We start from the raw sequence: 14,043 nt of genomic DNA, 5'->3' as shown, positions 1-14,043 counted from the left end.
CTGTACGGGAGAGCGCTCCACGGGCACGCCGGTCCATGGCCGAGCGGCGCCCACCCGTGAGGCGGACGCATGCGCCAACAGCCGTTGTGTGTACAACTCTTGACGTGTCGGCAACGCCGGAGAAACATCTGGGTGCACCCGGAGAGCGCTCTCCCGCCATCCCGTTCCTCACCCCCACGACCCAGGATCGAGGCCCGATGCACGCTCCCCCCGCCGGTTCGCCGGCGTCTCCCGGACCCTTCGCCCGCCCCCGGCGGCTCGCCGCCGCCGTGGCCGCCGCGCTGGTGGCCGCGCTGCTCCTGTTCGTCCCCGCGACCGCCGCGCACGCCGACCCGCCGCCGCTCTCCCAGGGCCGGCCGGTGACCGCCTCCAGCCAGGAGAACGGCGGCACCCCGGCCGCCTCGGCGGTCGACGGCGACGACGGAACGCGCTGGTCGAGCGCGTTCTCGGACCCCCAGTGGATCCAGGTCGACCTCGGCGCCCCTGCGGCGCTCGGCAAGGTGGTCCTCAAGTGGGAGGCGGCGTACGCCAAGGCGTACCGCATCGAGCTCTCCACCGACGGCACCGCCTGGACCACCGCGTACTCCACGGCCGCCGGACAGGGCGGCACGGAGACCCTCACCGTCTCCGGGACCGCCCGCTATGTGCGGATGTACGGGACGGCCCGCGCCACCGGATACGGCTACTCCCTCTGGGAGTTCCAGGTCTTCGGCAGCGGCGGGGGCACCCTGCCTGGCGGCGGCGACCTGGGGCCCAACGTGCTGGTCTTCGACCCGTCGACCCCGGACATCCAGGGCAGGCTCGACCAGGTCTTCCGGCAGCAGGAGTCGGCGCAGTTCGGCTCCGGCCGCTACGCGCTTCTGTTCAAGCCCGGAACGTACAACGGCCTCAACGCCAACCTCGGCTTCTACACCTCGATAGCGGGCCTGGGGCGCAACCCCGACGACACCACCATCAACGGCGATGTGACCGTGGACGCGGGCTGGTTGGGCGGCAACGCCACCCAGAACTTCTGGCGCTCCGCCGAGAACCTGGCGCTCAACCCGGTCAGCGGCACCGACCGCTGGGCGGTGGCCCAGGCCGCCCCCTTCCGGCGGATGCACGTCAAGGGCGGCCTGAACCTGGCGCCCAACGGCTACGGCTGGGCCAGCGGCGGCTACATCGCGGACAGCAGGATCGACGGCACCGTCGGCCCGTACTCCCAGCAGCAGTGGTACACACGTGACAGCTCGATGGGCGGCTGGACCAACGGCGTGTGGAACATGACCTTCTCCGGGGTCCGGGGCGCGCCCGCGCAGAGCTTCCCGAACCCGCCGTACACCACGCTCGACACCACCCCCGTCTCACGCGAGAAGCCGTTCCTCTACCTGGACGGCAACGACTACCGGGTGTTCGTCCCCGCCAAGCGCACCGACGCGCGCGATGTCTCCTGGGCGTCGGGCGCCTCGCCGGGCAGCTCGCTGCCGCTCAGCCAGTTCTACGTGGTGAAGCCCGGCGCGAGCGCCGCCACCGTCAACCAGGCGCTCGCCCAGGGCCTCAACCTGCTGTTCACGCCCGGGATCTACCACGTCGACCGGCCGATCGAGGTCACCCGGCCCGACACCGTGGTCCTGGGCCTGGGGCTCGCCACGGTCGTCCCGGACAACGGGGTCACCGCACTGCGGGTCGCCGACGTCGACGGGGTGCGGCTGGCCGGGCTCCTCATCGACGCGGGGCCGGTCGAGTCGCCCGTCCTGCTCCAGGTCGGGCCGCCCGGGGCGAGCGCGCACCACGCGGTGGACCCGACGACCGTCCAGGACGTGTTCGTCCGCATCGGCGGGGCGGGCGCGGGCAGGGCGACCTCCAGCATGGAGATCAACAGCGACAACGTCATCGTGGACCACACCTGGCTGTGGCGCGCCGACCACGGCACCGGCGTCGGCTGGGACACCAACCGGGCCGACTACGGGCTGACGGTCAACGGCGACGACGTGCTGGCCACCGGCCTGTTCGTCGAGCACTTCAACAAGTACGACGTGCGCTGGAACGGCGAGCGCGGCCGGACGATCTTCTTCCAGAACGAGAAGGCGTACGACGCGCCCAGCCAGGCCGCCGTCCAGAACGGGAGCGTGCGCGGGTTCGCCGCGTACAAGGTGGCCGATTCCGTCACCACCCACGAGGGCTGGGGGCTCGGCAGCTACTGCTACTACAACGTGGATCCCACGATCGTCCAGGACCACGGCTTCGAGGTGCCGGACCGGCCGGGCGTACGGCTGCACGACCTGCTGGTGGTCTCCCTCGGCGGCAAGGGGCAGTACGCGCACGTCGTCAACGGCACCGGGGCGCCGACCTCGGGCACCTCGACGACACCGTCGACGGTGGTCTCCTACCCCTGAGCACGCGCGCGAGCGGCACATGAGACGCGACTGCGCCGGTGGCCCGCAGGGGGCCGCCGGCGCAGTCGCCACGGGGTGAGCGGGTCAGTGCCTGGCCGGGCGCCGCCGGCGCGCGGCCCAGACGATGCCGCCGCCCGCGACGAGCACCGCACCGCCCATGCCGGCGACGAGCGGGGTCGAGCTCGACGAGCCGGTCTCCGCGAGGTTGGGGCTCGGCTGGGGCGCGGGGGCCGCCGGCGAGGAGGTGCTGGGCGCCGGGGCGGGCTTGCTGGGCTCGGCCGACGGCGTCGGCTTCGAGGGCTTGGACGGCTTGCCCGACGGGGTGGGCCTGGTCGGGGGGACCGTGTCGCACACGGGAGAGGTCTTGGTCTCGTCGCGCGAGTACTGGTCGCCGTCACCCGCCTTCACGACGAGCCGGAGCGTGAGCTCCTTGTCGTGGGCGGGGAGCTTCAGCTTCTTGTGGAACTGGCCCTTGAACTCCTCGGTGGGGAGCAGGTCCTTGCCGTCCGCCGTCTTGATGGTCACCGTGTTGGTGGCCTCGGCGGAGTACTGGGTCAGGTCGACCGTGACGGTCGAGCAGGTCACCTTCCAGACGGGGGTGTGCGCCTGCGCGGGAAGCGCGCTCAGGCCGACGCCGAGGAGGCCCGCGGCGGCGGCCCCTATCAGCGCTCCACGACGACGCCCCGTTCCTCTGATTACGGTCACAGAATCCTCCACTGTTCCGTACCGCCCCATTGGCGGTGCGCGCACAGTACCGCTCCCGCCCCACGGCCAAGCGGCGGTCCCCCACATCACTCGCGTCACCTGTCCGGTTCGCGACAGCGCGCGCTTCGCCCGCCCGGTGTCCGAAGGGTGGCAGTCCGGCCACACCGTAATCGGCCGTCATAAGGGGGACTTTTAGGGAGTCATAGCGTCCCCATTGGGTCATATCCCGCCTATTTCGGGGGAGTTGAATTTATTTCCACCAAACCGGAAAAGGCGTTCCGTTCGGGCCCCGGCGGGAGCCACCAGGAAAGCCGCCAACCGAACGAACCATTCCATTTCAGGAATCCATTGACTGAATGGACGGTTTCAGGCCCGGCGCCCCGGCAGCCCCGCGATTGGCGTCTTGTCGACCTGCCCGCATCGAGCAGACGATCGGTCCCCGTTCCTGTGCGGCAGCCGTCCCGGCGGCCGCCGCCCATGTCATCGAGGAGGTTCCCGTGGTGAACGACCGGATGTCCCTCAGCCCGGACGCGGCACGGCAACTCGCGACCGCCACCAAGACCACGCCGCAGATGCGCGGCATCACCCCGCGCTATCTCCTACGGGCGCTGCCCTGGGTGGACGTCGAGTCCGGCGTCTACCGCGTCAACCGCCGCCGCACCTTCGTGCTCGGCGACGACCGCATCACCACCTACGCCGACAACGACGGCACCCACCGTATCGTCCCCGGCGACCTGCGGGAGATGCCCTACTTACGCGACGCCGACGAGGCGCTCCTGACCGAGCTGGCCGGCGCGTTCACCGAGGTCTCCTTCGAGACCGGCCAGGTCCTGGTGCAGAGCGGCGACCCGGCCGACCGGCTGTGGGTGATCGTGCGCGGCCGCGCCGAGAAGCGCATGACCGGCCGGTACGGCGAGGAGGCGCTCATCGAGGTCATCGGCGACGGCCAGTTCTTCGACCTCGGCAGCTGGACCCGCTCCGAGCCGATGCCCTACCGCGTCCAGGCGCTCACGCCCGGCGTGGCCCTGGTCGCCGAGCGCGGCGCGCTCGCCGCCCTGGCCGACCGGGACGCGGGGGTCCGGGCCGCGATGGACGACTACGCCGCCGGGAACCACATGGTGCCGGGGGCCGAGGCGCCGGTGGAGTTGGCCTCCGGCCATGTGGGCGAGCCGGATCTGCCGGGCACGTTCGTCGACTACGAGGACGCGCCGCGCGAGTACCACATGACGCTGGCGCAGACCGTGTTGCGCGTCCACACCCGGGTGGCCGACCTCTACAACGGCCCCATCGACCAGACCCGGGCGCAGTCCAACCTCACCGTCCAGGCGCTGCGCGAACGGCAGGAGGCGGCGCTCCTGAACCACCCCGAGTTCGGCCTGTTCAACAACGTCCCGGCGGGCCAGCGCGTCCAGGCCCGCACCGGCTCGCCCACCCCGGACGACCTCGACGAGCTGCTCGCCAAGGTGTGGAAGCAGCCGGGGTACTTCCTCGCGCACCCCCGGACGATCGCCGCGTTCGGCCGCGAGTGCACCCGGCGGGGCGTGCCGCCGGTGGTCGACTCCCGGTTCGGCAGCCCGCTGCTCACCTGGCGCGGGGTGCCGCTGCTCCCCTCCGACAAGGTCCGCTTCAACGGCGGGGTGGGCTCCGGGACGACCGAGATCCTGCTGATGCGGATGGGCGAGGCGGAGCAGGGCGTGGTCGGGCTGCGCCCCTCCAGTGTCCAGGACGAGATCGAACCCGGGCTCGCGATGCGGAACATGGGCACCGACCAGAAGGGCATCACCTCGTATCTGATGACCGCGTACTTCAACACGGCCGTCCTGGTCGAGGACGCCATCGCCGTGCTCCAGAACGTCGAGGTGTCCAACTACCATGACTACTCCTGACCTCGGCCGACAGCTGTCGGGGGCACCGGTCACCGGTCTGAGTACGCTGCCCGGTCCCACCGCGATGCCCGCGCAGACCACCGCGCCGGTGCCGCAGGCCCTGTCCGGGCAGCAGGCCGCCGCGCCCGTACAGCCCGCCGCACCCGAGCAGTCGGGGCTCCCCCAGCGCCCGGCCGTACCGGGTGCCTACTCGGCCGAGACCGCGCGCCAGGACTTCCCGATCCTGCACCGCACGGTCAACGGCCGTCCGCTGGTCTGGCTGGACAACGGGGCGACGACCCAGAAGCCCCGCCAGGTCATCGAGGCGCTCGGTGCCTACTACAGCGCCGCCAACTCCAACATCCACCGGGGCGCCCACACCATGGCCCGCGAGGCCACCGAGGCGTACGAGGCGGGGCGCGCGGCGGTCGCCCGGTTCCTGGGCGCGCCCACCCCCGACAGCATCGTGTTCGTGCGCGGCACCACCGAGGCGGTCAACCTGGTCGCCCAGAGCTGGGGCCGGGACAACCTCGGGCCCGGCGACGACATCCTCGTACCGGTCCTGGAGCACCACTCCAACATCGTGCCCTGGCAGATGATCGCCAAGGAGACCCGGGCCCGGGTGGTGCCGGTCCCGCTGACGCCCGAGGGGGAGATCGACCGGTTCGCGTACGCGGACCTGCTCTCCTCCCGGACCCAGCTGGTCGCGCTCAGCCACGCCTCCAATGTGCTGGGCACCGTCCCGCCGGTGAAGGAGATGACCGCGCTCGCCCATCGGTACGGGGCGAAGGTGCTGGTGGACGGGGCGCAGGCGGTGGCGCACTTCCCGGTCGACGTCATGGACCTGGACGCGGACTTCTACGCGTTCTCCGGGCACAAGCTCTTCGCCCCGACCGGCATCGGCGCCCTCTACGCCAAGCCGGAGGTACTGGCGGGCATGCGGCCCTGGCAGGGCGGCGGCAACATGATCGACTCGGTGGCCTTCGGCCTCACCACGTTCGCGCCGGTCCCGCACCGCATGGAGGCCGGCACCGGCGACATCGGCGGAGTGATCGGGCTGCTGGCCGCGCTCGATTGGCTGGGCTCCTTCGACCGGGACGCCGTCACGGCGTACGAGGAAGGGCTGATGGCCTACGCCCAGCAGGCCCTGGCCACCGTGCCCGGCCTGGAGCTGGTGGGCGCCGCGCCGGAGCGGATCGCGGTGCTGACGTTCACCCTGGCGGGCCAGGACCCGGCGGGCGTCGCCGACTGGCTGGACCGCGACGGCATCGCGATCCGCGCGGGCCACCACTGCGCACAGCCGGCGCTCGCCCACTACGGACTGGAGTCGGCGGCCCGGGCCTCGCTGGCGCTTTACAACACGTCGGAGGAGGTGGATCAACTGGTGGCGTCGCTGCGTCAGTTGCAGATGGCCTCCGGGTGACAGGTCGCAGATGACAGGTGACGGACGACAGATCTCAACGACTGTCGTCCGTCACCCGCATCGCCCGCCACGGCGGCCGATGCGCCTGTGGCGGGACGGTCGGCATCGGCGGCATGGGCGATCCCAGCGATTCGAGGCGGCGCCGCAGCAACTGGTTCTCCACATAAAGGTCCGCCAGCACCCGGACCTTGGAGCGCACCGCCCACGGCTCCACCGGCTTCACCAGGAAGTCCGCCACCCCGAGGTGGTAGGCCCGGGCCGCGAGGTCGTCGTCGCGGCCGATGCCGGTGACGAGGATGACCGGCAGGCTCCGGGTGTGTTCCAGCCGCTTGAGGTACTCGACCACTTCGAGGCCGTCCATCCGGGGCATCAGCACATCGAGCAGGATCACCGCTATGCCGCCGCGCAGCACGGTTTTGAGCGCCTCGTCACCGCTGCGGGCGCACACTATGGGGCGGCCCACGGGACGCAGCACGCTCTCCATGGCGAAGAGGTTGTCCTCGCGGTCGTCGACCACCAGGATCTTCCACGAACTGTCCACGTCCCAACCACACTCCCCTGCAGCCGGACTTTCACAGTAGTGCGCACCGGGGCCGAGCGCAGGAGGCCCTTGGTACCTGCCAACGGCATCTGCGCCCGCGTCCGCGGGGCCCGGCGCGGGCCCGGCGGGCGTCTACGGGCGTCCGCCAGCGCAAACAGGATCCGCGACCACGCCCATGCCCTTCCCCGAGCTCTCCATGGACGAATAATTCGGCCGGTTGTGACTCCCCTTCTTGGCTCTTCCGCATGCCTCGGCGGGGCGGCGGCCGGGGCCCTCGCCCCCTAGCCTGGGATCATGGACGAAGCGCGTGGGACCACGGGGCCGGGCGGGACGAAGGGGCCGTCGCCCGGACCGGACGACCCGGCGTTCCCCTCGCACCGGGCGCCCCGCTGCCGCAGCCTCGACGCGCTGGACGCCCAGGTGATCCGCTGCCGGGCCTGCCCCCGACTGGTCGCCTGGCGCGAGGAGGTCGCCGCGACCAAGCGGGCGGCGTACAGGGAATGGGAGTACTGGGGGCGGCCGGTGCCCGGGTTCGGGCCGCCGGACGCGGCCCTGGCCGTCGTCGGCCTCGCCCCCGCCGCGCACGGCGGTAACCGGACCGGCCGGATGTTCACCGGCGACGCCTCCGGCGACTTCCTCTTCAAGGCGCTGCACCAGGTGGGCCTCGCCTCGCAGGCACAGGCCACCCATGCCGGGGACGGCCTGGAGCTGCGAGGCGTACGGCTGGCCGCGCCCGTGCACTGCGCGCCGCCCGACAACAAGCCGACCCCGGGCGAGCGCGACAACTGCCGCCCCTGGCTCGCGGCCGAACTGGACCTGCTGAGCCCGGGGTTGCGTACGGTCGTGGTGCTCGGCGCGTTCGGCTGGCAGGCGCTGCTCCCGGTGCTGGCCGCGGCGGGCTGGCAAGTGCCGCGCCCCCGGCCGGGGTTCGGGCACGGCGTCCATGTGACGCTGGCCGCTGCGGACGACGGCCGTCCGCCGCTGCATCTGCTCGGCTGCTACCACCCGAGCCACCGCAACACGGCGACCGGACGGCTCACGCTCGCCATGCTCGTCGAGGTGTTCCGCGAGGCCGCGCACCTGTCGGGGCTCTGACGGCGCCCACTTTGGTTGAACGGTTACCCACAACGGGCCCGCAAGACGGCTCGATTTCGTCACCCAGCGCCCGGAAAACCGGCTCTGACCTGCCCGGATCGCATCCCGCCCGGCCCGGGTGTGTAGTGGAGGGGATGGTCTCAAGGGGCGGGAGCGACGAAAGGAGCCGGTATGCGCACCGGACGGATACGTCGAGCGGCCGCCACGACCCTGCTGTCGTGCGGTCTCGCCATGGGCACGCTGGCCACCGCGGCAGCGGCGGCCCCGGCCCACGACCCGGGCGACGGCCACGACCGCGGCGGCAGCGGCTGGTCGTGGGACGCCCGCATCAGCGGCTGGATCCACGAGGACAACGGCGGCGGCCGCTGGTGGAGCGACCACGGCGACGGCTGGCGCCGGGACGACCACGACGGCCACTCGCGCGACCACCACGACGGCCGGGTCCGGGGCACGGTCACCTCGCGCATCGAGTTGAACGTGCGCGAGAACCCGAGCCTGAACGCCGACGTCGTCGTGGCCCTGAGCCCGGGCAGCCAGGACCGCATCGAGTGCAAGACCCACGGCGAGAACGTCAACGGCACCTCCACCTGGTACTGGCTGCGTGGCGCCCAGGGCTGGGCCACCGCGGCGTTCATGCAGGCCGACGGTGACGTGCGGAACTGCTGACCCCGTGGGCGGCGAGCCGTTCGCGGCCGGATGAACAGCGCGCGCTCCCGGGAATAGCGACACCGGGAACGACCTTGGAGCTGCTGAGAGACAGGAGTCGGCAGATGCCCAAGGCGTACGCGTACACCCGGAACGGCGGTCCCGAGACCGAGGCGTTCATCGAGCGGGACCGGCAGCGCCCGGGCCCCGGCCAGCTGCTGGTCGCGGTCCGGGCCGCCGGTGTGAACCCGGTCGACTGGAAGCTGCGCCAGGGTCTGCGCCGGCCTGGCTCGCCCGAGCCCGAGCTGCCCGCGGTCTTCGGCAGCGAGGTCGCGGGCGTGGTCGCGGAGCTGGGCCCCGGGGTGACCGGGTTCGCCGTCGGGGACGCCGTCTTCGGGAATCCGGTGGGCGGGGGTTACGCGGAGTACGCCCTGCTGCCGGTCACGGTGGCCGCCCGGATACCGCGGGGCCTGGCGTTCACGGACGCGGCGACCCTGCCGGTGGCCGGGGCGACCGCGTACGACGCCCTGCGCCAGCTCGACCTGCCCGCCGGGGCCGCGCTCCTGGTGACCGGGGCCGGCGGCGGCGTGGGCGTGGCCGCGGCACAGCTCGCGCGGGCCTTCGGGGTGCGGGTGGTGGGCACGGCGAGCGAGAGCAAGAAGGAGTTCGTCGAGTCCCTGGGGGCGGTCCATGTGTCCTCCGCGGCCGAGGGGCTCGCCGAGCGGGTCCGGGCGGCGGCGCCGGACGGCGTGGACGCGGTGCTCGACCTGGTCGGCGGCGAGGTCCTGGAGACGGTCGCCGCGCTGGTGGAGGACCGTACGAAGCTGCTCAGCGCGGCCGACCCGGTGGGCGTGCCGCGGCTCGGCGGCTCGCCGGTGCGCCGGGCCCGTACGGCCGCGGTGCTCGACGAGGTGGCGCGGCTGGTGACGAGCGGGGCGCTGCGCCCGTTCGTCACGCGGACGTTCCCGCTGGAGCGGGCGCCCGAGGCGCTGCGCGCGGTCGAGGACGGGCATGTACGCGGCAAGGTAGTGATCGAGGTGGCGGCATGAGCGCACCGCATCCCCTGGACAACCCGGCCCGCTCCTCGCTGACCGGGCCGCACGCCCACTTCGCCGAGCGGCTGGGGCGGGTGCTGCGCTATCCGCCCGAGGTGACGCCGTGGCTGGCGCTGTCGGACGACCCCGGACCCGAGGACTGGGCCGATGTGGCCGCGCTGGCCGGGCCCGGCAACGAGGTGCCGCTGCTGGGGATCAGCCATCTGCCGCCCGCCGGCTGGGAGCTGACCTTCGAGACGGGTGGGGTGCAGCTCGTCGACGACGGGGCGCAGGGGCAGCCGTTCGACGAAGCGGTCACGCTGACCGCCGCCGATGTCCCCGAGATGCTGGACCTGGTGGAGCGGACCCGGCCCGGTCCGTTCCTGGCGCGCACCATCGAGCTCGGCACCTATCTGGGCGTGCGCAGGAACGGCGCCCTGGTGGCGATGGCGGGCGAGCGGCTGCACCCGCCCGGCTGGACCGAGATCAGCGCGGTCTGCACCGACGACGCCTACCGGGGCCAGGGCCTGGGCACCCGGCTGATCCTGGCGGTGGTGGCCAACATCCGGGCCCGGGGCGAGCGTCCGTTCCTGCACACCGGCGCGGGCAACACCCCCGCCATCCGCCTCTATGAGGCCCTGGGCTTCCGGATCCGCCGTACCACCCGGTTCATGACGGCTCGCGTGCCGGACGGCGAACTGGCAAGCGCCACAACATCACTTCACTCGATCGAGTGATGAAACGGTCGTGTGAATTGTTTCTGCACTTCTGGCGCTCCGGCCAGCGTCTAACGTTCCCCCCGGCGGCCACGGCCCCGGTCGCCGCGACCTCAACGCTGCCTTGGGGGAGGGACAGTGCGCCGCAACGAATACGTCGACGACGGACCGCGAGAGCTGGTGCCGGCCTCCCGCCCGGACCGCGAGCGGCCACTCCTGCGGGTCCACACCCGCCCCGGAGTGACCGTCGCCGAGCTGCACGGCGAGATCGACATCCAGGCCGTCCAGGCGCTGCGGCCGCGCCTGGACACCCTCACCGGCGACGGGGTCGGGGCGCTGGCCGTGGACCTGCGCCCCGTCCGGTTCCTGGACTGCTCGGGCCTCGCCCTGCTGGTGCGGGCCCATCGCCGGGTGACCGAGCGGGGCGGCTCCTGGGCGCTGGTCTGCGACCATCCGCTGACACTGCGGATCCTGCGGATCACCGCGCTCACGGCCGTCCTGGGGCCTGCTCCCACGCTGGAGCAGGCCCTGGAGTCCGTCAGGCCCCCGGACGGGTCCGCGCCAGCCGAAGAGTGACCAGCTCGAAGGGGCGCAGGGCCAACTCCACGACGCCGTCGGTGAGTTCCAGCCGTACGCCCTCGCTGAGCGGCCGCTCCAGCAGGTCGGTGGCCACCACCGCGTCCGCCGCGAAGCCCGGGGTGAGCCGGGCCCTGGCCCGGCCGCCGCGCGACTCGTAGAGCCGGACGACCACGTCACCGCTCCCGTCGTCCGCCAGCTTCACGGCGCTGACCACCACCGCGTCCTCGTCGACCGACACCAGCGGCGCCACCTCCGCCCCGCCCGCGACCCGCCGCTCCGGCAGATTGACGCGGTAGCCCTCGCGCACCGCGTCCCCGATGGTGGCCCCGGGGACCAGTGCGTGCCGGAAGCGGTGCACGCCCTGGTCGGTCTCGGGGTCGGGGAAGCGCGGGGCGCGCAGCAGCGAGACACGGACGGTGGTGGTCGTGCCGGGCCCTTCGGCGGGGTCGCGCACCGTCCGGGTCACGTCGTGCCCGTAGGTGGAGTCGTTGACGAGGGCGACGCCCCAGCCGGGCTCCTCCAGGTGGACGAAGCGGTGGTTGCAGGCCTCGAACTTGGCCGCCTCCCAGCTGGTGTTGGTGTGGGTGGGGCGGTGGACATGGCCGAACTGGGTCTCCGACGCGTACCGCTCGGCGTGGATGTCCAGCGGGAACGCGGCCTTGAGGAACTTCTCCGTCTCGTGCCAGTCGACCTCGGTGGCGATGTCCAGCCGCTTGGCGCCGGGCGCCAGGCTCAGCAGCTGGGTGACCGTCGAGTCCCCGAACCGGCGCACGACCCGTACGGCGGCGGCCCCCGCGTCCTCGACCGCCACCAGCTGGTCGAGGTCGGTCAGATCCGTCACGGTGTTGCGGTAGAACGCGTCCACGTCCCACGCGTCCCACATGTTGGGGAAGTCGGGGTGGATCTGGAGCAGGTTCGCGGCCTTGCCGGGTGCCACGCTCTCCCGCCCGGCGCCGATGTCGTACGCGGAGACCACCAGGCCCCGGCCGTCGATCTCGACCGACAGCAGCCCGTTGTCCAGCACGAAGCCGCCGCCCTCGCGCGGGGCGACACTGCTCGCTCCGGTGCGCCGGGCCGGCGCCGCGCCGCCCGCGGCGACGCCGTCGCGCGCGTGGGGCGCGGAGTTGAACACCAGGGTGGCGCCGAAGCCGCCCTCCCCCGCGAGCGAGCGCTGCGCGCCCTCGATGATCGCGTTCAGTTCCCGTGCGACCTCCGCGTAGGTCCGCTCGGCCTCCCGGTGCACCCAGGCGATGGAGGAGCCGGGCAGGATGTCGTGGAACTGGTGCAGCAGGACGGTCTTCCAGATCCGGTCCAACTCCTCGTACGGATACGGGAAGTCACCGCGCACGGCCGCCGTCGCGGCCCACAGCTCGGCCTCGCGCAGCAGGTGCTCGCTGCGCCGGTTGCCCTGCTTGGTCTTCGCCTGGCTGGTCAGGGTGGCGCGGTGCAGCTCCAGATAGAGCTCGCCCACCCACACCGGCGCGTTGGGGTACTCCGCCTGCGCCTTGGTGAAGAACTCCGCCGGGCTCTCCCACTCGACGGTCGCCGAACCCTCCAGGCTGCGCAGCCGGGCCGCCTTGGCGACCATCTCGCGGGTGGTGCCGCCGCCGCCGTCGCCCCAGCCGGTCGGGGCCAGTGAGTGCCGTGCCGCGCCCTTGTCCTTGAAGTTGCGGGCGGCGTGGGCGATCTCGCTGCCCTTCATCGAGCAGTTGTAGGTGTCAACGGGCGGGAAGTGGGTGAAGATCCGGGTGCCGTCGATGCCCTCCCACTGGAAGGTGTGGTGCGGGAACGTGTTGGTCTGGCTCCAGGAGATCTTCTGGGTGAGCAGCCACTTGGCGCCCGCCGCCTTGATGATCTGCGGCAGCCCGGCCGCGAAGCCGAAGGTGTCAGGCAGCCAGGCCTCGTCGTTCTCGACGCCGAACTCGTCGAGGAAGAACCGCTTGCCGTGCACGAACTGACGGGCCATCGCCTCCGAGCCCGGCATGTTGGTGTCCGACTCCACCCACATGCCGCCCGCGGGCACGAACCGCCCGTCGGTCACGGCCTTCTTCACGCGCGCGTAGACCTCGGGCCGGTGCTCCTTGATCCAGGCGAACTGCTGCGCCTGCGACATGGTGAAGACGAAGTCCGGCTCGTCCTCCAGGAGCGCCGTCATGTTCGACGTCGTACGGGCCACCTTGCGCACGGTCTCGCGCAGCGGCCACAGCCACGCCGAGTCGATGTGCGCGTGCCCCACCGCGCTGATGCGGTGGGCGGTCGGCCCGGCGGGCACCGCGAGGACACCGGCGAGCTCGGCGCGGGCGGCGGCGGCGCTGCCGCCCACGTCCTGGAGGTCCACCGCGTCCAGCGCCCGGCCCACGGCCCGCAGGATGTCCCAGCGCCGGGCGCCCTCCACGGGCAGCTCGTGCATCAGCTCGCCCAGCACCTCCAGGTCCAGGGCCAGCTCCCAGACGGTCTGGTCGAAGACGGCGAGGTCCATCCGGGCCAGCCGGTACTGCGGCTCGTCGCCCGCGGTCTCCTTGTCGCCCAGGGCCGTCGGCACGAAGGGGTGGTAGTCGAGGATGACGGGGTTGGACGCGGCCTCGATGTGCAGCCGCACCTCCTCGCCGCCCGCCACGGGCGCGCCGATCCGCACCCACTGGTTGCGCGGGTTGAGGCCCTTCACCGGGGTGCCGTCGGGCCGGTAGACCAGGCCCTCGCACTGGAAGCCGGGCATGTTCTCGTCGAAGCCGAGGTCGAGCAGCGCCTCGACGGTCCTGCCGGCCCAGTGAGCCGGTACGGTCCCGGTCACCCGGAACCAGCTGGTGCCCCACGGCGCGCCCCAGGCGTCCCCCACCGCGATCGGCTCGGGCACCCCGGCCAGGCCCTCGGCGACCGGCACGGGCTCGCCCGGCGCGTGCCACACCGCCACTTCCAGCGGGACGGATTCGGGGTACACGGCGGGGCGGATGCGCTCGTCGAGGACTCGCCGTAGGCGGGCTTCGACCAGGCTGCGGTCGTCATGCATGAGGGTCTGCTCCGTGGGTCGAGGTCCGGCGGGGTGCGGGTGTGAGGGTCGGTGCGGT

At 72.6% G+C, this 14,043-nt stretch carries 11 protein-coding genes; 8 read left to right on the top strand and 3 right to left on the bottom strand.

Annotated elements, in window-relative coordinates; genetic code table 11:
- The first annotated feature begins 197 nt into the window (after window positions 1–197).
- Window positions 198–2,375, top strand: coding sequence for a discoidin domain-containing protein (locus tag ABD236_RS05510; protein WP_344070720.1), 2,178 nt, complete (start codon window positions 198–200; stop codon window positions 2,373–2,375).
- An 84-nt stretch (window positions 2,376–2,459) separates the two neighbouring features.
- Here ABD236_RS05510 and ABD236_RS05505 read toward each other — a convergent pair whose 3' ends face one another.
- Complete coding sequence (locus ABD236_RS05505; RefSeq protein ID WP_344070718.1) at window positions 2,460–3,080, bottom strand: LAETG motif-containing sortase-dependent surface protein; 621 nt, start codon at window positions 3,078–3,080, stop codon at window positions 2,460–2,462.
- A gap of 500 nt (window positions 3,081–3,580) precedes the next feature.
- Here ABD236_RS05505 and ABD236_RS05500 point away from each other — a divergent pair, with 500 nt between their 5' ends.
- Both ABD236_RS05500 and ABD236_RS05495 read left to right on the top strand, forming a co-directional pair.
- On the top strand, window positions 3,581–4,966 hold the full coding sequence (locus tag ABD236_RS05500; protein ID WP_344071217.1) for a family 2B encapsulin nanocompartment shell protein: 1,386 nt from the start codon (window positions 3,581–3,583) through the stop codon (window positions 4,964–4,966).
- Window positions 4,953–6,368 (top strand): SufS family cysteine desulfurase, encoded by a 1,416-nt coding sequence (locus ABD236_RS05495; protein WP_344070716.1) that lies wholly within the window; start codon window positions 4,953–4,955, stop codon window positions 6,366–6,368. Before ABD236_RS05500 ends, ABD236_RS05495 begins: the two co-directional genes overlap by 14 nt.
- A gap of 34 nt (window positions 6,369–6,402) precedes the next feature.
- Here the strand turns inward: ABD236_RS05495 and ABD236_RS05490 are convergent, their stop codons facing one another.
- A complete protein-coding gene (locus ABD236_RS05490) occupies window positions 6,403–6,909 on the bottom strand; it encodes a response regulator (protein WP_344070714.1) in 507 nt (168 codons plus the stop codon).
- Window positions 6,910–7,203: 294 nt separating this feature from the next.
- On the opposite strand from ABD236_RS05490, the gene ABD236_RS05485 reads away from it, so the two are divergent.
- The 5 genes from ABD236_RS05485 to ABD236_RS05465 all read left to right on the top strand — a co-directional run bounded on the left by ABD236_RS05485 (window position 7,204) and on the right by ABD236_RS05465 (window position 10,975).
- Window positions 7,204–8,004, top strand: a complete 801-nt coding sequence (locus tag ABD236_RS05485) for a uracil-DNA glycosylase (protein ID WP_344070712.1) — start codon at window positions 7,204–7,206, stop codon at window positions 8,002–8,004.
- A 171-nt stretch (window positions 8,005–8,175) separates the two neighbouring features.
- Window positions 8,176–8,670: a hypothetical protein gene (locus ABD236_RS05480; protein ID WP_344070710.1), complete on the top strand. Its 495-nt coding sequence runs from the start codon at window positions 8,176–8,178 to the stop codon at window positions 8,668–8,670.
- 104 nt (window positions 8,671–8,774) lie between these two features.
- The gene (locus ABD236_RS05475; RefSeq protein WP_344070708.1) at window positions 8,775–9,698 is read left to right on the top strand and encodes an NADP-dependent oxidoreductase; all 924 of its coding nucleotides are present in this window, start codon (window positions 8,775–8,777) and stop codon (window positions 9,696–9,698) included.
- Complete coding sequence (locus ABD236_RS05470; protein ID WP_344070706.1) at window positions 9,695–10,420, top strand: GNAT family N-acetyltransferase; 726 nt, start codon at window positions 9,695–9,697, stop codon at window positions 10,418–10,420. The genes ABD236_RS05475 and ABD236_RS05470 overlap by 4 nt, the downstream gene beginning before the upstream one ends.
- A 117-nt stretch (window positions 10,421–10,537) precedes the next feature.
- Window positions 10,538–10,975, top strand: coding sequence for an STAS domain-containing protein (locus ABD236_RS05465; protein ID WP_344070704.1), 438 nt, complete (start codon window positions 10,538–10,540; stop codon window positions 10,973–10,975).
- Here ABD236_RS05465 and ABD236_RS05460 read toward each other — a convergent pair.
- Window positions 10,938–13,985, bottom strand: a complete 3,048-nt coding sequence (locus ABD236_RS05460) for an alpha-mannosidase (protein WP_344070702.1) — start codon at window positions 13,983–13,985, stop codon at window positions 10,938–10,940. The two genes, ABD236_RS05465 and ABD236_RS05460, sit on opposite strands and share 38 nt — an antisense overlap.
- Between the last annotated feature and the right edge of the window lie 58 nt (window positions 13,986–14,043).

It is taken from the genome of Streptomyces crystallinus (assembly GCF_039521265.1).
Classification (GTDB): Bacteria; Actinomycetota; Actinomycetes; order Streptomycetales; family Streptomycetaceae; genus Streptomyces; species Streptomyces crystallinus.
Note: the sequence above shows the minus strand (reverse complement) of the source record. Positions and strands in the feature narration are given on the sequence as shown.